The 21,645-nt window shown below is 40.1% G+C and carries 19 protein-coding genes; 7 read left to right on the top strand and 12 right to left on the bottom strand.

The window, feature by feature from the left end:
- Nucleotides 1-6: 6 nt before the first annotated feature.
- Together PUND_RS03270 and dinB are read right to left on the bottom strand one after the other, a co-directional pair.
- Nucleotides 7-1,542, bottom strand: coding sequence for a M17 family metallopeptidase (locus tag PUND_RS03270; protein WP_010390909.1), 1,536 nt, complete (start codon nt 1,540-1,542; stop codon nt 7-9).
- A gap of 110 nt (nt 1,543-1,652) precedes the next feature.
- Entirely contained in the window at nt 1,653-2,708 is a 1,056-nt protein-coding gene (gene dinB, locus PUND_RS03265) for a DNA polymerase IV (RefSeq protein WP_010390908.1), read from the bottom strand.
- A gap of 398 nt (nt 2,709-3,106) precedes the next feature.
- Between dinB and PUND_RS03260 the strand changes: the two genes are divergently transcribed.
- The 3 genes from PUND_RS03260 (at nt 3,107) to PUND_RS03250 (ending at nt 5,659) form a co-directional block, all read left to right on the top strand.
- Entirely contained in the window at nt 3,107-3,538 is a 432-nt protein-coding gene (locus PUND_RS03260; RefSeq protein ID WP_010390906.1) for an acyl-CoA thioesterase, read from the top strand.
- Between the two features lie 12 nt (nt 3,539-3,550).
- Nucleotides 3,551-4,603, top strand: coding sequence for an aldo/keto reductase (locus tag PUND_RS03255; RefSeq protein ID WP_010390905.1), 1,053 nt, complete (start codon nt 3,551-3,553; stop codon nt 4,601-4,603).
- A 123-nt stretch (nt 4,604-4,726) separates the two neighbouring features.
- A complete protein-coding gene (locus PUND_RS03250) occupies nt 4,727-5,659 on the top strand; it encodes an ABC transporter substrate-binding protein (protein ID WP_010390904.1) in 933 nt (310 codons plus the stop codon).
- Here the strand turns inward: PUND_RS03250 and PUND_RS03245 are convergent.
- The 3 genes from PUND_RS03245 to PUND_RS03235 form a co-directional block, all read right to left on the bottom strand.
- Nucleotides 5,592-6,212: a fumarylacetoacetate hydrolase family protein gene (locus PUND_RS03245; RefSeq protein ID WP_010390903.1), complete on the bottom strand. Its 621-nt coding sequence runs from the start codon at nt 6,210-6,212 to the stop codon at nt 5,592-5,594. The two genes, PUND_RS03250 and PUND_RS03245, sit on opposite strands and share 68 nt — an antisense overlap.
- Before the next feature lie 231 nt (nt 6,213-6,443).
- A complete protein-coding gene (locus PUND_RS03240; RefSeq protein ID WP_010390901.1) occupies nt 6,444-8,960 on the bottom strand; it encodes a glycoside hydrolase family 3 protein in 2,517 nt (838 codons plus the stop codon).
- 16 nt (nt 8,961-8,976) lie between these two features.
- Nucleotides 8,977-10,242 carry a sugar MFS transporter gene (locus tag PUND_RS03235; RefSeq protein ID WP_010390899.1) on the bottom strand — a complete coding sequence of 422 codons (1,266 nt, stop codon included), beginning with the start codon at nt 10,240-10,242 and terminating at the stop codon, nt 8,977-8,979.
- 250 nt (nt 10,243-10,492) lie between these two features.
- Here PUND_RS03235 and PUND_RS03230 point away from each other — a divergent pair, with 250 nt between their 5' ends.
- The 3 genes from PUND_RS03230 to PUND_RS03220 are packed head-to-tail and all read left to right on the top strand — an operon-like array spanning nt 10,493 to nt 14,223.
- The gene (locus tag PUND_RS03230) at nt 10,493-11,827 is read left to right on the top strand and encodes a GH1 family beta-glucosidase (protein WP_010390898.1); all 1,335 of its coding nucleotides are present in this window, start codon (nt 10,493-10,495) and stop codon (nt 11,825-11,827) included.
- Between the two features lie 15 nt (nt 11,828-11,842).
- Nucleotides 11,843-13,171: a glycoside-pentoside-hexuronide (GPH):cation symporter gene (locus tag PUND_RS03225; protein WP_010390897.1), complete on the top strand. Its 1,329-nt coding sequence runs from the start codon at nt 11,843-11,845 to the stop codon at nt 13,169-13,171.
- Between the two features lie 11 nt (nt 13,172-13,182).
- Nucleotides 13,183-14,223: a LacI family DNA-binding transcriptional regulator gene (locus PUND_RS03220; protein WP_010390896.1), complete on the top strand. Its 1,041-nt coding sequence runs from the start codon at nt 13,183-13,185 to the stop codon at nt 14,221-14,223.
- On the opposite strand, the gene PUND_RS03215 is transcribed toward PUND_RS03220, so the two are convergent.
- From PUND_RS03215 to PUND_RS03195, 5 genes are read right to left on the bottom strand one after another with little or no spacing between them, the layout of a single operon-like run.
- The gene (locus tag PUND_RS03215; protein ID WP_010390895.1) at nt 14,207-16,168 is read right to left on the bottom strand and encodes an ATP-binding response regulator; all 1,962 of its coding nucleotides are present in this window, start codon (nt 16,166-16,168) and stop codon (nt 14,207-14,209) included. The two genes, PUND_RS03220 and PUND_RS03215, sit on opposite strands and share 17 nt — an antisense overlap.
- Before the next feature lie 25 nt (nt 16,169-16,193).
- Nucleotides 16,194-16,655 (bottom strand): response regulator, encoded by a 462-nt coding sequence (locus PUND_RS03210; RefSeq protein WP_010390893.1) that lies wholly within the window; start codon nt 16,653-16,655, stop codon nt 16,194-16,196.
- 1 nt (nt 16,656) lies between these two features.
- Nucleotides 16,657-18,141: a sensor histidine kinase gene (locus PUND_RS03205; RefSeq protein WP_010390891.1), complete on the bottom strand. Its 1,485-nt coding sequence runs from the start codon at nt 18,139-18,141 to the stop codon at nt 16,657-16,659.
- A 23-nt stretch (nt 18,142-18,164) separates the two neighbouring features.
- Complete coding sequence (locus PUND_RS03200) at nt 18,165-18,374, bottom strand: hypothetical protein (RefSeq protein ID WP_008111968.1); 210 nt, start codon at nt 18,372-18,374, stop codon at nt 18,165-18,167.
- 39 nt (nt 18,375-18,413) lie between these two features.
- On the bottom strand, nt 18,414-19,754 hold the full coding sequence (locus PUND_RS03195; protein WP_010390890.1) for a sigma-54-dependent transcriptional regulator: 1,341 nt from the start codon (nt 19,752-19,754) through the stop codon (nt 18,414-18,416).
- A 225-nt stretch (nt 19,755-19,979) separates the two neighbouring features.
- Here PUND_RS03195 and PUND_RS03190 point away from each other — a divergent pair, with 225 nt between their 5' ends.
- Nucleotides 19,980-20,498, top strand: coding sequence for an NUDIX hydrolase (locus PUND_RS03190; protein WP_010390889.1), 519 nt, complete (start codon nt 19,980-19,982; stop codon nt 20,496-20,498).
- 4 nt (nt 20,499-20,502) lie between these two features.
- Here the strand turns inward: PUND_RS03190 and PUND_RS03185 are convergent, their stop codons facing one another.
- Together PUND_RS03185 and PUND_RS03180 are read right to left on the bottom strand one after the other, a co-directional pair.
- Nucleotides 20,503-21,018 (bottom strand): YgjV family protein, encoded by a 516-nt coding sequence (locus PUND_RS03185; protein WP_010390888.1) that lies wholly within the window; start codon nt 21,016-21,018, stop codon nt 20,503-20,505.
- A 60-nt stretch (nt 21,019-21,078) separates the two neighbouring features.
- Nucleotides 21,079-21,645, bottom strand: coding sequence for a Crp/Fnr family transcriptional regulator (locus PUND_RS03180; RefSeq protein WP_010390887.1), 567 nt, complete (start codon nt 21,643-21,645; stop codon nt 21,079-21,081).

Below are 21,645 nucleotides of genomic sequence, written 5' to 3'. Positions count from 1 at the left end.
AGAGAATTATAAACAGTAGCGGGCAAATAAACTGCTTACTGACGCCGCAGTTGGTTTACCATGTTGCCAATCGCCGCCTTCAACGCCACTACCGGCAATATCCATATGCACATAAGGAAGTGGTAGTGCTGATTCACTGCCATGTTTATCTAATCCGCCTACCACAGCTAAAAATGCCATAGGAAATTGATGGCCGCGCGCTGTAACAGCAGAAGCTGCATTATTACTAGAGAGTACGTCATCGGCTAAAGTACGTGGCTTTATAAAGTCATAATCTTCACGACGTGAACGGGATACTTCTGCACCGTCAGCCCATAAATCACCACAATCAGCTAATTGACGTGAAATATTAGCACTACGTGCTGGCCCATTTTCTACATAAGCACCATATGGTCCCATCGCACGTGCAGCATGCCCTGTTAAAGTAGCCACAGTAAACAGCGTTGGGTTTATTTCGTTTACAGCCAAATCTTTCATTTCACTAAGTAAATCACCCATCGCTAGACGCCCTTCGGCATCAGTATTACCAATGCGCACTCGCACACCTTCACGGCTAGTAATAATTTCATCAGGAACAAAACAATCTGAACCAATTGAGTTACGTACCACTGCTAAAAAGGCAATCACTTTAACGCCTTTAGGTTGGTAATCAGCAACTGCTTTCATAAATCCAGCCACAGAAGCCGCACCGCCTTTATCTCGGCTCATACCTGCCATGTAGCCGCCTACTTTTAAATCTGCACCGCCTGTGTCATAAACTAAGCCTTTACCAACAAACATCAGTGTGCGTGTTACTTCACCCTCTGGTACATATTCAAGTTTAACAACGCGTGGATGATGACGCTCTACTGCATAAGATGCACGAGCAACAGTACTTAGCATCGGATAGTGTTTATCAATGGCAGCCAAGTCATCAATCACATCAACGCTCACTGCGCTATTATTAAATAGTTCGCTACAGTAATCAGCAAAGCGTGGTGGTGCCATACGTTCAGGCTCGGTACCACATAAATCACGTGCAGCATATTGTCCAGCTGCTAATGCATTGACTGCTTTAATCGTTTGCTCATTGGCATCAATTAAACCGATTTGAGTAATTGGCTCAATACCATGACCATGAAATTCACGTGCTTCAAGAGGCTGCCATAATGCTTGGCATGCGCCTAAATAGGCCACTTCCAGCGCGTGTTGGTAACGGCTGTCGGTATTTAAAGCAGGTAAGTAAATAGCGGGGTTAACACTGCCTGACGCTTTAGCCTCGTTAATGGCTAATTTAGCCGCATCAAAATAGCGACGTACATCATCATAATCTCTATTTAAAGGGCCTGTTGGGGCTAATACAACACGTTTACCGGCAATTACTAGCAAGGTAACTTGATTACCTATGCGAGAGTCTACTTGAGCTTGATTTAAAATTGCATCGCGCAGAGGCGTATTTGGTATGTGAGAAAAGTCATCGCTGATAATAATTAGTGCATCGTGTGATGCACAATCTAGGCTTGCACTAACTGGCTGAGCCAGCACTGCTTTTGGATATGCCATAAAAAAGGATCCTGTTAGAAAACGTAGCCCCTATTATTATTTATTTAGCAATTTATAACCAGTAAACTGCGGTAATCTGCATACTTACTGGCAACCTAGAGTTACACCTTTTACACGTCTAAAATACTCAGCTGTAAATTATGCTCTGGTTGGTTTTTAATACCAACACCAATTCCTAATAAACGCACAGGTTGTTGTAATCCGCGTTGATAGGCTTTGGCGAGTAACTCTTTAAAAATAGCCGTGTTTAATTGATGATTCGCTTGATCTGCTGAGGTCACAACAAAATTAGCAAATTTAACTTTAACACTTAACTTGTTAATTTTATTTTGTAGCTGCTGTTTGTTTAATCTAACCTCGAGCTCACCTAACAGCTGCGGTAATTGCTCCAAGCACTCATCAAGACTATTTTTGTTGTATTCATAAGTATGCTCCACGCTCAATGACTTACGAATCCGCTCAGTTGAAACCCGCCCTATATGCTCCCCCATACATTTTTGATATAACGACACGCCAAAATTCCCCACATGTTGCTGCATCCAATTAGCCCCTTTTTCGCGAACATCTTGGCCCGTGTACAACCCTTTTAAATTAAGCTTCTCCAAGGTTACCTTACCCACTCCTGGAATTTTACCTAGTGGTAATTGGGCTAAAAACGAGTCAACTTGCTCAGGCAATACTACAAATTGGCCATTGGGTTTATTTTCATCGCTAGCAATTTTGGCTATAAATTTAATTGGCGCAATCCCCGCAGAAGCGGTCAGCCCTGTGGTATTAAAAATATCGGTGCGGATCTGCTCAGCAATTAACGTTGCACTGCCTTTAAATGCAGTACTGTCGGTAACATCTAGGTACGCTTCATCAAGTGAAAGAGGCTCAACAAGATCAGTATAGCGGTTAAATATAGCGCGGATTTGAGTTGATACTTGTTTATAAACAGCCATTCTACCCGGCACAATAACTAAATCGGGGCAAAGCTGTTTGGCATGATAGTTAGACATGGCAGAGCGCACCCCATACTCTCTAGCAAGATAGTTAGCGGTAGAGAGCACTCCACGGCGACTGTTACCGCCAATTGCCAGCGGTACACTTGCAAGCTTGGGGTTGTCGCGCATTTCAACGGCTGCATAAAAGCAGTCCATATCTATATGAATAAACTTTTTCATCACACAATAACAACTGTTCATTTATACAGTCATTATTGTGGAATCGCTGCTAATTAGCAAGCTTGTTGTTATTTAAAAAGAGCGCCTATTTTTCTTGGGCTTATTAAAACAATACATCCAAAATAAAATTTCTAAAGAAAAGCCTAATAAAATCAAAATAATTGCTCCTGCCTCATTACCCATAGCGTAACAAGTAAACGACGCTATAAAAACGGTGCATGCCAATAACCAATTAATTATATTCTGCATAGTTATCTCCTTGTGTGTTACTAGTTACTATAGTCATGAATTCAAAGAGGTACAATTTTAGCCCTAGAATTTTTGCCAACTATAATTCCCTTGAGCTCATCCGACCATGTTGCTAATCTAAATACTTTAAAACCAAGAGCTATAAATACATGGAAACGTTTAAACAACAACACCCTATTCATACCGACATTACTGTAGCGTGGGGCGATATGGATGCCCTACAGCATGTTAATAACTGTGTTTATCTTCGTTATTTTGAAATAGCCAGAATCGACTTTTTAAATAAATTAAATTTATTTGATACTATCAATGCTAAAGCCACTGGCCCTGTGATCAGTGAAAATAATATTCGCTACAAACGCCCTGTGACGTTTCCTGACACATTAAGCGTAGGTATTACTATTAGTGATATTAAGTCAGACAGATTTATAATGAATTACAGTGTATTTAGCCATGCGCAAAATGCGATAACGACCACTGGCATGTCAAAAGTGGTGATGTTTGACTTTAAAACAGAGCAAAAAGCCACGATCACAGAACCTTTGTTATCGGCTTTAAAAGCAAACTCTGAAAACGAATAATTAGGATTAGTAATGCAATATAGTCAATTAGGCAGTAGTGATATTAGTGTTTCTAGGGTCTGTTTAGGTAGTATGACTTGGGGAGTACAAAACACCCAGCATGATGCTGATGAGCAAATAGCCTATGCTCTTGACCGTGGTGTTAACTTTATTGATACGGCAGAAATGTACGCAGTTCCTCCCTCTCCCGATACTTATGGTAAAACTGAGGAAATTATAGGGAATTGGGTTGCACGTAATTCACAGAAACGAAAAGACATTGTTATTGCAACTAAAATTGCCGGTAATGGGCTTTCATGGATCCGTGATGGTGGTGATATTACTCGCCAAGCTGTTATTGATGCAGTTGATCAGTCTCTAAAACGCCTACAAACCGACTATATTGACTTATACCAATTACATTGGCCAAATCGCCGCACTCCTCATTTTGCAAGGCAATGGCCTGGCATGCTTAAATTTACTGAGGTCGATGCAAAACAGCACACCGCTGACATGCTTGATATTTTAGAGGGTTTAGATGCGTGTGTTAAAGCGGGTAAAATTAAACACTGTGGACTTTCTGACGACACCCCGTGGGGGATTAGCCAATTTTTAAATTTAGCCAAAGAGCACAATTTACCAAAAATGGTGTCTATTCAAAATGAGTTTAGTTTAGCGCATGCGAAAGATTGGCCTTATTTAATAGAGCAATGTGTGCATGAAGATATTGCTTACTTACCTTGGTCACCTTTAGCTGCTGGACTATTAACGGGTAAATATCTAAATGGAGCACGCCCTGAAGGCTCTCGCTGGACATTTATGCAGCGTAACGGTATTTTTAGAGATACGCCACAATCACAAAAGGCGACCAAAGAGTATGTTGAACTTGCCCATGAACACAACATAACACCAGCACAATTAGCGCTAGCGTGGTGTAATCAAGTGGATGGCGTTACCTCATCTATTATTGGTGCCACTACTATGGCGCAATTAAAAGAAGACATTGATGCATTTGAGCTAACTCTTAGCGACGATGTACTTCTAGCGATTGATACCATATTCAGAAATAACCCAATGCCATACTAATGAAATTAAGCAAAGAGTAAATGTTATTCAATAATGTTGATTCTTTGCTATTCTTTATGTTTATTTTTTAAGCGCTAAGGTATAATTAAATACAGTCTTTTAATAAAGAATTATCAGCTTTTTATGGATACAGCTCGTTATTTCTGCCTGCTATTTTTAATATTCTCGAGTAACAGTATTAGCCAATCTAAAAATCAGCTTACTGAAATTTTATGGCTACAAAGCAACACACCACCTTTTCACTTAGACTCAGAGAATACTCAAATGGGCTTGTGTGATAATTTAACTAAGCAACTAATCAGTAGTATAAAGGATGTAAAACATACTCGATTATTTGTTCCACAAAAACGAATTAATAAATATATCAAAGAAGGCAAAAATGTCTGCTTTCCATGCGTAATCCATAAAAAGAGCACCAACGAAGTCTATACATACTCACGTCCTACCTCTATCTACCCTGAGTTTAGTATTATTACAACTAATCAAAAAGCAGAAACACTTACTAAAGCACATGGTAATCCTATAAATTTAATTAGTTTACTTAGCGATGAACGATTTACCTATGGACAAGCCGCAGCACGACGTTTTTCACCACACATAAATATGATTATTGAAAACTCTTTGAGCCATCATAATGTGTCCTTGAGCTTAAGTAGTGATAATGAGAGTGGCGTTGTGATCGATAGGTTGAGGCATGGCTTTTTAGACTACTCGCTCGATTATCCTTTTATGGCCAGTTACTTTAACCAGCAACAACACCCTATAAAAATCGTTAGTATACCCATAGCTCAAAATACGCGCTCATTAATCAAAGGAGCTGTAGGCTGTGCGACTAATGCGCCTAATGATTTTGCTAATCAGGCAATTAAGAAAATTAATGCGGCATTAGAAAGTACCATACTAGAATCAGCGGCTCATCAACTAAGCCAGCGACACTGGCTAAGTGAACATATCGATAATTTTGATAAACAATATTATCAACACATAATTAACTTTGACTCACAGACCAATGATGCTCCAATAAACACTGCTGACCAGAATAAAGAGCAACGTTGAACTCTCGTCCAGTACTAACCATCCCTACGCCAGCAGGCGTGCCGGTCATAATAATATCGCCCTCTTCCAAACCCATAAACTCATTTACCTCTGCCAGAATTTGCGCAGGTTGGTGCAACATTAGCTGGGTTTCCCCGTGCTGAATTACTTTACCATCAATATGTAATTCAAACATAAATGATGTCATTTCTGGCGTTAACTCAATAAAATCACTAAATAATACTGACCCATCGAATGCTTTAGCACGCTCCCACGGCAAGCCCTTTTCTTTTAAACTGCTTTGCAAAGCTCGCTTAGTCAAATCGAGTCCAATCCCTACGCCTGCAAGCTGCTTATTTTTTATCACAAAGCATAATTCAGTTTCATAATGTAACGTATCACCGTTATGGGAAGAGAGTAAGGTATTAGTGATCGCGCTATTAGGCTTATTAAAAATTACCATTTGCTCAGGGTGTTCGTTGTTTAATTCAGCAATATGCGCACTGTAATTGCGCCCCACACAGACTATTTTTAAAGGTTGTATGCTCTGCGAAGCCAGCTTTATTTGATTCATTCTCTCACCTGTTAATTACATAATGCATTTAATATTTTGGCATACTCTCAAATTATTAATGCAAAAGCGAATGCAGTTTTATCATGTTTTTGTGACTATTACTGAGCTGAATATAATCAATCACATAGAATGGAATAAAAGTAAGGAGGGACTAATTTGGTAGGTTTTTGTACTAAGCGTTTAAAATAATAAGCAGGTACTCTCAGTACCTGCTTATTAATAGATTATTGACTACTTACAAGTAACACTACTTTGCTCGGCAGTATTCGCTGTAATAGCCAGCTTAGCTATAGATACATGCCAATCACCTTGCGTACTTAACTGCCAAGGGATGAACACTTGTGCTAAATCAACACCCTGCTCTGCAAAACAACTTAAGTTGATGTTTAATGTTTGCCATTGACCTGATTGCTCAAGGTTATCGGTAATATCAAACTTACCCTGACAACTTTCGCCACAGCCCATAGCAATCCACAGCGGGCTTGATGCCGCTTTATCTACTTTAATTTGCATTTGCAATTGGCCATTGTTTTCAACGTATGAGCGTAAGTCAGATGGGAATGCCGCGGCTAAATTAACCCCAGCCATCGCTTGGCCATTAAAACGAATAGCGCGTGCATCTTCTTGCACCTCTTTATCAAATGTTTGGATGCTCACCGCACCTAATGACTCGCGACTGCTCGCCACCGTTTTTTGTTGCTCGCCACTTTTTAATACCAACGACCATGGTGCTTTTATAGCACGTTCAAACAACACTAAGTCGTCCAATTGTTCAGTCTGTTGAGTTTGCTCTACCAAGTCATCTTTAAGTACGTTGCTATCACCGTAGGTTAAGCCAAAACCATAAGGAAGTAATGGGCTATAAGCTTCATCGTTGCGGTTTTCATTGTCGATTGGGTTATTCGGCCATGAAAACGATAACTTTCCTTTAAAGTCGTGGTTAATTGAACCGTCTGCATTTTTAAACAATACATCACTAATTGCATCACCTTCACTGCCTGGAAGCCAAATAGCAACAAACGCATCACTGGCATTTAGCTCAGCATTAACCCACATTGGGCGACCGCTAATAAATAATGATACAACAGGGATTCCTGCATCTTTAAACTTTCTCAGTAGCGCTAAGTCGCTTTTATTACCGCGCTGGTATTCTAGGTTATCAACATCACCATTACCCTCTGCATATGGTTGCTCACCAAACACCACAATGGCTACATCTGGGCGTGCTTTGTATTCCCCTTCAACACTCAGCATTGCACTGCCACCAGCTTGCTCTACAGTATCTTTAATACCTGCGTAAATAGAGCTGCCGCCAGGGAAGTCACTGTTGGTATTGCCTGTTCCTTGCCACGTAACGCTCCAACCACCCGACTGCATGCCGATGTTATCAGCCCCTATGCCTGCGACTAATACGTTGGTCTTAGGCGATAATGGCAGTAACTGCTGCTTATTTTTAAGTAATACTAGAGATTCGCGTACAGCTTGTTTAGCCACTGCACGGTGATCGCTACTACCAATAATTTCAGTTTTTCCAGAAAGAGGACGCTTCGCGGGGCTTGGTTTATCAAATAACCCTGCACGCATTTTAACGCGTAGGATACGCGTTACCGCATCGTTAATTCTGCTTAGTGGGATTTCACCGCTATTAGCTTGGTTAACCAAGTTGCTAAATAGCGGTTTCCACTCATCAGGCGCCATGTACACGTCTAAGCCTGCATTAGCAGCTTGAGCACAGTTACTATTTGAACAGCCTTTAACTTGTCCATGACCATTCCAATCGCCAACAACAAAGCCATCAAAACCCATTTTTTCTTTTAATACATCGGTTAATAAGTATTTGTTACCGTGTATTTTATCGCCATGCCAGCTGTTAAACGAAGCCATAACCGTTTGCGCACCTGCACTCAAACCACCTACATAACCTTGTGCATGAAGCGCAAATAACTCTTCTTCAGAGGCGATATTATTACCTTGATCGTCGCCATTGACAGTGCCACCATCACCTAAAAAGTGCTTAACGGTGCTAACTACTCGCGTGTCTGACAAAAAGTCTTCATCAACAGCGCCTTGCAACCCTTTAACGATAGAAGCGGAATACGCTTTCACTATTTCAGGGTCCTCAGAGTACCCTTCGTAAGTACGGCCCCAGCGGTCATCACGAACCACCGCAACAGTAGGTGCAAATACCCAATCTATACCGGTAACCATTACTTCTCGCGCAGTAGCGGCGGCTATTTTTTCAATAAGTGCAGGGTTGTTTGCAGCACCTAAACCAATATTATGCGGAAATAAGGTCGCGCCAATAACATTGTTGTGTCCATGTACCGCATCAGTGCCCCACATTGTAGGGATTGTGCTGCCATCTAAAGAATCATCAATAGATGCTTGGTACATTTCTTCGGCTAAATCAACCCAATCTTCAGGGGTTGCATGTTTATTGTTATTTGGAAAAGAACCACCGCCATTTAAGTAAGAACCAAAACCATACTTACGCATATCTTCAACCGTGATATTACGAATTTCAGGTTGGATCATTTGCGCTATTTTTTGCTCTAGCGTCATATTCTTTAGCATATCAGCGATTTTTTGCTCCATTTGAGCATCGCTTTTAATACCGGTTTCTATTGTTGGCCAAATTTCTTTTTGGCTTGTAACATCACTAGCACTGTTAGAGGGTTGCGAACAACCGCTGCTGGTTATTGCTGCTAGCATCAGCGCAGTGATTGAAAAAGTGCGTTTAATAATCATAGCATTCACCTAAAACTCAAAGAGGAGTTGACGTTGTTTTTTTTGCACCAAACAGCGCGAAATAAGTAATATATAAATAGCAGCCAATGGGCAGAATAAGAGCTAATTGCACACCGATGTTATCAGCCAGCATACCTTGTAATAACGGAATAATAGCACCGCCAACAATCGCTAAACATAAGATACCCGACCCCTGTGAGGTGTATTTACCAAGCCCCTGCAGTGCTAAACTAAAAATAGTAGGAAACATAATTGAGTTACATAATCCAACTAATAAAATAGCCCACATAGCCAGTGACCCCTGACCCGTCATAGCAATTAACACAAGTAAGCCTGCTAAAATACCATGACAAGCTAATACTTTGGCTGCGTTTAATTTTTGCATAATCGCAGCACCAGCAAATCGCCCTATCATTGCACCTGCAAAATAATAGCTAATGTAATGTGCTGCTTGTTGCTCTGGTAAGCCTGCAATATGATCAAGGGTTAAAAAGCCAACTAAAAAACTACCTATTGCCACTTCAGCCCCTACGTAAACAAAAATACCAATCGCGCCTAAAATAAGGTGACGATATTTCCATACACTGCCTAAATCAACAAACTCAGTGTCACCTTGGTTTTCTGCTTCACTGTCAATCGCTTTACCTAGTTTAGGTAGCTTTAAAAAAGCAAAAATAATCGCCAATGTTAATAAACTTGCACTGAGCATTAAATAAGGAAACTTAACTTGTTCTGCTGTAGCTTGACTAATTTCTGACAAAATTAACCAACTACCAAACAATGGCGCAACAGTTGTACCTAAAGAGTTAAAAGCTTGAGTCATAGTTAAACGCGAAGACGCTGTTTTTGCAGGCCCTAATACGCTTACATAAGGGTTGGCAGAGACTTGTAAAATGGTGATCCCTGAAGCAAGTACAAACAAAGCAAGTAAAAATAGTTCGTAAACATGTGCCTCTGCAGCGGGGTAAAATAGTGCACACCCTATCGCAGCAACAACCAAACCAACAACAATACCAAATTGGTAACCTATTTTACTGACCAGCTTCCCTGCAGGAATTGACATAACAAAGTAGGCACCAAAAAAACAAAATTGTACCAACATTGCTTGGGTGTAATTGAGGGAGAACATTCCCTTTAAATACGGAATTAAAATATCGTTTAGGCAAGTAAGAAAACCCCACATAAAAAACAAGGTCGTAAGCGATGTTAACGCAAAGGTGTGTGTAGACCCTGGTTTTTGGCTGTTTTCTGCTGCCGGTAGTGGCTGTGTGATATGTGCCATAGTATAATCTCTAATTATTTTTTAATTATCAGATTGTTACCTCTATTTTATTGCGTTTAGTAAAACTTAAAATGCAGATAATAGTTGCAACACCAAATGTAAGCGCTTACATTTATAGCATATAGAGAAAATTTATCAATTTATTTACAAAAATATTGTAAGCGCTTACATTGTTGTATTATGCAATTTATATTGCTTAGCTCTACTGTAAAGCTCATTATTATTTGCAAGCTTAAGGACGTATCTCATTGTGTTTAAAACAATCTCCTTACCAGGCACGTCAGCCCTCTTAAAGCCGCCGTTTATTTTTGGGGTTGCTACAGCCTCTTTTCAAATAGAGGGAAGTTACGATACCCGCCTCCCCTGTATTTGGGATACTTTTTGTAACAAACCAAACACCATTGCAGATAACAGTAACGGCAACCAAGCATGTAAACACATAGAATATTGGCAACAAGATGTACAAATGATTGCTGATTTAGCTGTAGACGCTTATCGTCTTTCGATTTCTTGGCCACGCGTTTTACACCAAGATGGCAGCTTGAATATTCAAGGAATGTCGTTTTATAAATCGCTATTACAAGCTTTAAAAGCGCGTAACATTAAAACTTATGTCACTTTATATCATTGGGATTTACCACAGCATTTAGAAGACAACGGTGGTTGGCTAAATCGCAATACCGCGTATCAATTTGCTCATTACACTCACATAGTAACTCAACAACTAAAGGGCTTAGTTGACTCTTATGCGACCTTAAATGAGCCTTTTTGTAGTGCCTACCTAGGCTATGAAATAGGGGTACATGCACCAGGCATAAAAAGTCAAAAAGCAGGACGCCAAGCAGCGCACCACTTACTGCTTGCCCATGGACTCGCAATGCAAGTGATACGTAAGAATTGCCCCACGATAGAAGCCGGTATAGTACTTAACTTTAGCCCATCCTATCCGCTTACCACTGCTGATGAACGCGCTGCTAAATTAGCTGATGACTATCATAACCAATGGTATATACGGGCAGTACTAGAGGGCTGTTACCCTGAAGTGATTAATGAGCTTGCAAATGATGCAAAGCCCCATATTAGTGATGGAGATATGGCAATTATTAGCCAAAAGATCGATTTTTTAGGGGTTAATTACTATACTCGTATTCATTACAAAAATACCCCAGATCATTGGTTTAGAGAAGTTTCTTTAGAGAATGTTGCCACCACCGATATGGGCTGGGAAATATACCCGCAGGGATTGTGCGAATTACTGCTTTCACTAAATGATCGTTACACTTTACCTAAGGTATATATAACAGAGAACGGTGCAGCGATGGCTGATATATTAATAAATGGTAAAGTAGATGACATACAACGTATCAATTATTACCATACCCATCTTAATGCCGTTCATAATGCAGTTGAGCAAGGCGTTAATGTACAAGGCTACTTTGCATGGAGTTTAATGGATAATTTTGAATGGGCCTATGGTTATGAAAAACGCTTTGGGCTAGTCTATGTTGACTACCAAACTCAACAACGTACCTTAAAACAAAGCGCAATTGCGTATCGTGATTTTCTTAAACAGCGCCAAAAATAATAACGAGTGGCTTTTATGCTGAGTAAAAAAGAAAAAATAGCTTACGGCCTAGGTGACACGGCCAGTAATATTATTTTTCAAACCGTGATGCTGTTTTTAACTTTTTTCTACACTGATATTTTTGGTATTTCGCCTGCTGTTGTGGGCACCCTTTTTTTAGTAGTTAGAGTTATTGATGCAGTAACTGATCCAATAATGGGCGCACTCACTGATGCCACTCATACTAAATACGGTAGCTACCGACCCTACCTACTTTGGCTTGCCATCCCTTTTGCCGTTATAAGCGTGATTACTTTTACTACCCCTGAGATGGATGACACCAACAAAATTATTTACGCCTTCGTTACCTACACCCTGCTAATGTTAGTTTACACCGCAATTAATATTCCTTATTCGGCACTTGGCGGCGTATTAAGTGGCAATCCCAACGAACGTGTCTCCATTCAATCATACCGGTTTGTATTTGGTATGTTAGGTGGTTTACTGGTTACAAGCTGCACCTTGCCTTTAGTAAAATGGTTTGGCAATGGTAATAACGAAATGGGCTATCAACTCACTATGCTGGTTATGAGTTGCCTAGGTGTGGTGTTATTTTTAATTTGTTTTCGTTACACCAAAGAGCGAGTGAGCAATCCACCGCATAAATTATCTTTAAAAACACAACTTCACGTTTTATGGCAAAATCAGCCGTTTAAAATCTTGTGTATGGCAGCGCTGGTATTATTAACCAGTATGGTATTGCGCACAACGTTGGCTATTTACTATGTAAAATATGTTCTTGGCAAAGAAGATTTAATCACCGAATTTGTAACCTTAGGTATGATTGGTAATATTTTAGGCTGCGCTTGCGCACAACCTTTAAGTAAACGCCTTGATAAGAAAGCGGCTTATGTTTATCTGCAATATATTTCCGCCATATTGAGCTGCATTGCCTTTTTTGTTCCTAATGAACACGTTTTACTAGCGTTTTTAGTGTATTTTTTATGGTGTTTTTTCACTCAAATGGCAACGCCTTTATTATGGGCAAAAATGGCTGATACTATTGATTACGGAGTCTGGCAAAATGGCCTTCGACTCACGGGTTTAGTTTACGCAAGCATCGTATTTTTTATCAAATTGGGGCTTGCATTAGGCGGAGCGATTGCCGGTTGGTTACTTGCTTATTATCAATATCAAGCCAATGTGGAATTAAGCGAGGCAACTAAAAATGGTATTTTAACCTCATTCACACTTTACCCTGCGATTGGTAGTGTACTTGTGGCATTAATAATGAGTAAATACAGCCTAGACAATAGAACCATTAAAAAAATCACTGCCGATTTAACACAGAAAAGCAATTTGTAGCAAGGAATAGTATGGCCACCATTTATGAAGTGTCAAAGCTTGCAGGGGTGTCACTTGCCACTGTTTCAAGAGTAATGAACAACAATGCAAACGTAAGTGATGCAACCAGAAAAAAAGTCACCTTAGCCATGGAAGAGCTGGGCTACCGCCCTAACTCTATTGCGCAATCACTGGCTTCTAATTGCTCGAATAGTGCGGGCTTGTTAGTTTCAGAGCTTAAGGGGCCGTTTTATGGGCCGATGATGAGCGGTATAGAGAACACCCTAAGAAATCAAGGTAAACACGTTATTATTACCGCAGGCCACAGTGACGCAGAGCGAGAGCAACAAGGCATCGAATTTTTAATTAGCCGTAACTGCGACGCACTTATTTTGCATGTTGAAGCTATTAGTGATGAATACTTAATAAAACTCAGTAAAGGCAAAACCCCGTTTGTTTTGCTAAACCGCTATATTGAAGAGCTCGCCGACCGCTGTATTATTCTTGATAATACTAAAGGCGGCTATTTAGCCACTAAATACATTATTGAATCGGGCCATAAAGACATTGCCTATATTAGCGGTCCACTTTGGAAGAAAGATGCCCAAGAACGCTTAAATGGGCATAAACAAGCGCTTGATGAATTCGCCATTAAATTTGATGAAAATAATTTATTTGAAGGTGACTTTGTAGAAGAAAGTGGCTACGAAGGCTTCGCTACACTGTATAAAAACAACCCCGCCTTTACCGCCTTGGTGTGTGCCAATGACGAAATGGCCACCGGTGCTATGGTGAGTGCTAGGGAGCATGGTATACAACTACCTTCGCAGCTTTCCATTATTGGCTACGATAACGTGTTTTTTACCCGTCACGTTTACCCTCCGTTGAGCACTATAAATTACCCTATAGATGAAATGGGAAAAGTGGCTGCACAGTGGGTACTTAGCCATGTGTATCAAAAAAGCGTACACCCCATTCAAACGTTATTTGAGCCCGAGCTAGTTATACGCCAATCTGTGGTTAAAACCTTTAGTATAAAGGGAAGCAAAAAGGGTGTTAAACAAGCTGATTGAGCAATGCTAAATTTATTGGTTTTAGCAATACTTGCTCTATTTCTAGTTGCCTGATATGCACAGCATCAGGCTCCATACCACTAATAATGACGCGCTTAATATCAGGGTAATGCTGCTTAATAAACCCTGCCAGCTCTAAACCGGTTCCATCTGGCAAATGCATATCGAGCAATACTTTATCGTAATTACTGTTATGTTCAAGCCTTGCTTTACAGTCTTTAACACTTGTTGCTATATCGGTATCTACATCCAAGCTTTCTAGTAATAGCTGGGTAATTTGCGCGGCATCAGCATCGTCTTCTACTAATAAAAAGCACTTTTTATCATTACTTGGTTTAGGTGCTGGCTGAACCAGCGTAGCTGATTGTTCTTTTTGCCCGAGCCTTAACTCTAAGCATTGATAAAGCAAGTTGGAATCGACAGGTTTGGCAATCATATCGTCAAACCCTAACGCATTGAGTTCGCTATGAATGCCTTTCATAGTCGCAGCAGTTAAGGCTATGATTGAACCTTTAAAACCTAGCTTTCTAAGCTCAATAGCAGCTTCTTTTCCGCCCATTACTGGCATGTGGATATCTAAAAATATAATATCGTAGGTTGCGTGCCCGTCTGCTAGCTGTTTTTTTACTTTTTCAAGCGCTTGCTTACCATTATCAGCATAATCGACCGCAGCGCCTGCTGAACCGATTAAGTGACCAACTAACACACGTAAATCGCGTAAATCATCAACCACCAACACCTTACCGCTCACTTGGCAGGGTGCTACTTTTTGCTGCATATTGGGGGTTAAATCAAGTTTTAATAAATTGCGCTCTACCTGTCTGATATCACCAGGATATAAAGAAATGGTAAAGGTTGACCCTTTACCTACGTGAGAGTCTAATGAAATATCCCCCTGCATACGACTAAGTAGTTCAGAACAAATAGCTAAACCTAAGCCTGCACCACCGACTGAACGCGACTCTACATCAGCTATTTGCTCAAAAGGCTTAAAGATGAGAGCTTGTTTTTCTGGAGCAATGCCTAAGCCTGAGTCTTTAATACTAAAAAATAGCATTTCACGCTCATTGACTACTTCAGTCCACGCGTTAACCACAATCTCGCCTTGCTCAGTAAATTTAATCGCGTTATTGATCAGGTTAATAAGAATTTGTCGAACTCGAGTGGCATCTACACGAATGACTAGTGGTAAAGGCTCCAGTGATTCAAACTTTAGTGATAAGCCTTTATCGAGTGCCGATACGCGCATTAATGTAAATACGTCGGCCATTAAGCTATCAAGGTTAACCTCCCCTAAACTCAGTTCGAGTTTATCGACAGCAATTTTAGATAAATCTAAAACATCATTTAGTAAGCTTAATAAATGCTTACCATTACGATAAATCACACCGAGCTCGTTTTCAGCCTGCTTGTTAAAGTCACTGAGCATCAACAACTCGGTATAACCTAAAATAGAAGATAGCGGTGTTCGCAATTCGTGGCTTAAATGTGCTAAAAAGCGATCTTTTGAACGGTTTTCAGCCTCGGCTTTTAAGCGTTCCACTCGCTCATCTTCTACATCACGGCGCGCTAATGCGTAGCGAATAGAGCGAGCAAACCGGCTACCACTCATTTCGTTTTTAACTAAGTAATCAACAGCTCCGGCATCAAGCGCAGCTGAATCGAGGGCATCGTTTGACTGCCCTGTAAGCATAATAATAGGCCCACAAAAACCATTTTTAAGCGCTTGTTTTAAAACACTTAAGCCATCAGATGCCCCTAAGCGATAATCAAGCAAGCAAATATCATGTTGATTTTTACTCAACACTTCCACCGCCTGCTCAGGAGAGCTTATCCAGTCTATGTCAAACACATGGGAACTGAGCTGCTCTAAATAGTCACGAGTTAAAATATAATCATCTTCATCGTCTTCAACCAATAGCAGTTTCGTTGCCTTTGCTAACATAGCGTCTCCTGTTTTAATAATATGCTTAATCGTTAAACGTGCTTGGTAGCTCTACAAACTCAACCCAGTATTTACCCAGCGTTTTCATCAACTCAACTAACCCGTCAAACGTAACCGGCTTAGTTATGTAAGACGCAGCGCCTAGGTTATAACCTTTAACCATGTCTTCTTCTTGCTTAGATGTGGTTAAAATTACCACTGGAATGCCTTTTAGGTTTGGATTTGCCTTAATAGCTTCAAGCGCTTCACGACCATCCATTCTCGGCATGTTTAAATCAAGTAAAATTAAGCCTGGTCTTGGCGAGATGCTTTTATCTACAAACTTGCCTTTGCGCTCTAGGTACTCTAAAAGTTCAACACCGTCTTCAACAAAATGTAATTCATTTAAAACGCGACTTTCAGCAAGCGCATCTTGGGTTAATAAACGATCATCTTCATCATCGTCTGCCATCAAAATGGTAATCGGTTTTACGTTTGTTAATGGCATATTATGCCTCTCCTTGTAATGTGAATAACTCTGCATCCACAGGTAATTTAATGATGAAAGTTGCCCCCTCACCTAGGGTGCTTATCGCAGCAATAGAGCCGCCGTGTCGTTCTACAATTCGACGACATACAGATAAACCAATACCCGTTCCTTTATATTCTGAACGGCCATGCAAACGTTGAAATGGTACAAATATTTTATCCGCGTACTCATCAGAGAAGCCGATACCATTATCTTTTACGGTAATGACATGCCAACATATTTCACTGTTATGATCTTCACTAAACTCACACACTCGTTCAAAGTCAACATTAACAACCGGGTCAACGTTAGGCGCTCTGAACTTCACTGCATTGGAAATTAAGTTTAAAAACAGCTGATGCATTTGACTCGGATCTGCCTGAATAATGGGCATATCAACCGTAACAACCTGTGCATTACACTCATTAATCGCTATTTCTAAATCACCTTTTATATCATTCAGAATGCTGTTTAAATCGGTATCGGTAAAATCTTTACCTCGGGTTGTTACTCGAGAGAACTCTAATAAATCATTAATTAAATTAGACATCCTTTGTGCGGCATTTTTCATGCGGGCAATATAATCTGCGCCTTTTTCACCTAATTCGTCTTTAAACATGCTTTCAAGCCGGTCACTAAATGCTTGAATTTTCCTTAGCGGCTCTTGCAAGTCATGGCTGGCAACAAAAGCAAACTCCTCTAACTCTCGGTTACTACGACTTAATTCATCAGAATACAAAGTAAGCTCTTGAGTACGTTCAGTCACTTTACTGGCTAAAGTTTCATTTTGCATTTCAAGCTCGGCACGATACTCGGCCGCATTTTTTAAATTCAACCTCGCCAATAAAAACATACCCAAAATCAATAATGCGCTGGTAACTGCAGTAATACCAAAAGTGATTTTAGCTTCTTTCTTAATTTGTTCTAATTTCGAAAAGTGACTAACTTTAAACAACAATTCACGCTCTTGAATATCATTAACCAACGCCCGAATCTCTCTGTAAAGATCACGCCCTTCATGTGTATTCAGCCTCAAAAGTGCGCGCTTTTCCTTATCGTTTAATGCTAATTCAACCGTTTTTTTCAGCTCAGCTATTTTAGCTTCAACCAGTAGTAACAACTGTGCAATACGCTGTGCCTGCCCATCAATTTCAGAATGCAAGGCATTCACATGACTGGTTTGGGATTTTATTTGCGCAACAGCATCGTAATAAGGCACTAAATAATCATCAGTTTGGGTTAATAAATACCCTCGCTGTCCCGACTCGGCTTGCACTACCGAAAGATGCAATTGCTCTATCGCCGTGCTTAACATATTAGTGTTATCTAAACTTTGCTGAGTACGCGATAATCCTTGAATAGTATTAATGGCTAAAAAAGCATTACCAACAATAATACACAGCACTATAGAAATAAATAACGCCCATACTACATTTGCCTTACCTTGCTGTTTGCGTTTAATCATTTATCGTCCTGAATTAATTAGGGTTACTTCGACTCTGAAATAAGCTGCAAACTGTCACTGCACGCTTGGCAATTAGCAATTATTTTATCCAGTGCGGCGAGTGCTTTATCTTTTGGCATATCGTTTTCAAGTACTAGCTTAATTAGCTCAGCGTTCATCGAAATACGGTTTAGCGGCGCACGTGCGTCGTGTACCAGCTCATTCAAAGGTTTTGCCTGTTGTGGTGATGCCATTAAAGTCCTCGTTTTGTTGTTATTAAATTTGCATGCTGGTTATTTATACTCGCCAATACCACCATAAGCATTTAAACGGTTGTATAAGGTTTTAGTACTAATGCCTAACATTTGTGCCGCTAATGTTTTATTACCTTGTACCTTATCGAGCGTGGCATGAATAAGCTCTTTTTCAACTTCTTCAATTGTTTGCCCTGCTGATACCTGTTTGTCCTCAGATTGAGTATTAACCCTTGAAAAAGGCGATTCTAAGTTGTCAGGTAAACTAATTGTGCTTGTTTGCGGGTCGCTCATAATAAAAGCGCGATGAATAGCATGGCGAAGTTCACGTACGTTACCTGGCCAGTCGTATGTTTGTAGCTCTTTAAGCTGTTCGTTAGCCCAGGCAAACGCTGTACCATTTTCATCGTTCAACTGACCTAAAAACGCTTTTGCGAGTAATGGAATATCTTCTTTTCGCTCTCGTAGTGGCGGTATATCAATTGGAAAAACAGCCAGTCTAAAGTAAATATCTTCACGTAAAATATTATTCTGCGCTAAATCGGTAAGGGAGCGGTTAGTCGCTGAAATAACACGGCAATTTACTGGTAACTCACGATTACCGCCTACTCGTGTTACTTTTTTAGTTTCAAGTACACGCAGTAAGTTAGGCTGCATATCAATCGGCATTTCGGTGACTTCATCAAGAAATAACGTTCCGCCGTCTGCTTGTTCAAACACGCCCTCTTTACGAGCAATGGCACCGGTAAATGCGCCTTTTTCGTGGCCAAATAATTCACTGCCAATAAGCTCTTTTGAAAGCGCCCCACAGTTACTCGCCACCAGTGGACCTTCGCATTTACTAGCATTATGAATAGCTTGGGCTACCACCTCTTTACCTGAGCCACTTTCACCCATAAGCATAACATTAGCATTGGTTTTAGCTACACGCTCTATCATAGTATAAAGCTGTTGCATGGGCGCAGACTCGCCAATAAGCGTGTCAAAATGATGAGTAATAGCGGCGCTTTTCGCTTTCTTTACTGTTTTTTTAGGGCCATTTAAAACCAGTTCTAAGTCTTCGCGTTGCAGCGGTTTTAATAGATGCGACACATTAGGCTCACACATCTCAGCTAAAATACCTTTAACCGAAGGGTGACCTGAAATAAGGGTGACTTTAGGCGATTGACCAATCATTTTTAAGTGATCCAGCAAGTGTAAACCACTGCCATCAGGTAACATAAAATCGAGCAGCACATGATCAAAGGTGTTATTTTCAAACCATTGATGCGCTTCTTTTAAACTGGTTGCTGTATTAATGTTGTGGCCAAGAAACTCAACAATATGGCAAATAACATCACTAAATTCGACGTCGTCATCGACTAAAAGTATATTTAACATGAATAATCCCTGTGCTTTTTCACCATTCTACTTACCCTTTAATGTAAATGAAAGATATACATAATTAAGGTACAAAATGCAGCTGTTTTATTTTTAATCCACTAGTTTAATCATAAGTAGCTGTATAGGCGCTGAAATAGCGCTATTTTATGCGGCTTATTAAATCTCTATTAAAGCAATTAATATAACCAACTGATATAATTTATTTTTATTAAAGGAGTTGTTATGCGCTTATTAAAAACCTACATTCATCCCTCAATCAATATTGAGCAAGGTCGTCAATTTTCTCGCCCAACCGCTCGCGCTATTGCATTTAAGCAACAACAAATTTTACTTATGTATACTCAGCGCTACGACGACTTTAGCTTACCTGGCGGTGGAATTGACTCACATGAAAGCATAGAGCAGGGGTTGATCAGAGAACTAAGTGAAGAAACTGGCGCACAAAATATAAAAGTATGTAGCGAGTTTGGGCTTTACGAAGAGTACCGCCCTTGGTACAAAGATGACTTTGATATTATTCATATACAATCATACTGCTACCTCTGCCAAATTGATGAGCAACTAGGCCAAGCACAGCTTGAACACTACGAACAACAAAATGGCATGCAGGCTAAATGGGTTGATATTTTCCAAGCGATAGCCCATAACGAACGTACACTTGCAAACAGTGACAAGCAAGGGCTATCAATTATTCGCGAAACCTATCTGCTAAAAGCCATTGCTGCACAGTTTTTTACCTAAGTGTTTAGGGTTGCGTTTGCGGTTCGCTCAGCGATTTTTTACCCACATAAAAGCGGTATAGTCCTAATAAGTTACTACTCAAAAATAGGCTTTCCATGATTATTGCCACTGGCGAGCCGGCAAAAATATTATGTGTTATCCAAAAAGAGGTTCCCACCACCATACATAACCTTAAGTGCAAATCTCGATTTTGAAATGAAGCGATAGTTTGTATTAATGTCGCCACCAATGCGAAAATACTAAACCAATCTTGCCAAGTAAAATAAACGGCTAAGCAGCTTACTGCCATAAACCCACACATAGCCCAAGTATGCTTAAAGTAAATACAATAAAAATAACGCACCGCGGCAATAAACATTAAGCAGCCGGCACTGTTATAGCCCAATATAAAAAAGTGAGCAGAGGTTAATAATACTGAGGTAAATAAACAGCTTAAAATAATTCGTCGGGATTTAAACTGAAATGAAGCTAAGTCGAGTAAAGTAGCGACTGCTACTAACGATTGGGTAATTAAAAACATAACACTCCAAGGTATTAAGGCTTAAAATGGGGAGTGTATAGTGCTTTATGAAAACAGCACTTAACTTAAGTTAAGTCGCTTACGAATTCGTGATAACGAAATAGCCGAAATGCCTATATACATTGCCACTTGGCTTAAACTTAACTGCGCCAACCAATGAGGTTTATGTTTGAGTAAATAGCAGTAACGTTGCTCGGGACTATTGAGTAATAAAAATGCTTCTTTGGCTTCTTTAAAAATAAGTTGCTGTGCAATAAGCTGCTGCTTAATCAGTTGATACTGTGCTTGCTCAAATAGTGTTAGTGGTACTTTAATTACATTGGCTTCGTTAATCACTTTTAATTGATAAAACGCAGGAGTTGAGGTCATCCAATTGGCAAACAGCAAAGCAAATTCATTTTTAAAATAAAACTCTTTACACTTTTGCACGCCGTCAATGTCGTCATGAATAGCGCCTAGAACCCCGTCCACAACTAAATACCCATAACTTTGCAGATCGCCTTGTTGCACTAATACGGTATTGGGCGCTATTAGTTGCTGAGGATACTTACCAGCCAATTGCACTTTAAACTTGTTTACTAGTGCTTCATAACTGTCGCCAAGCGATAAAAGTGGATTATCAGACAT

This window comes from Pseudoalteromonas undina, from assembly GCF_000238275.3.
GTDB classification, from domain to species: domain Bacteria; phylum Pseudomonadota; class Gammaproteobacteria; order Enterobacterales; family Alteromonadaceae; genus Pseudoalteromonas; species Pseudoalteromonas undina.
The sequence above is the reverse complement of the archived record's forward strand: the minus strand, read 5'-3'. Positions and strand labels throughout refer to the sequence as shown.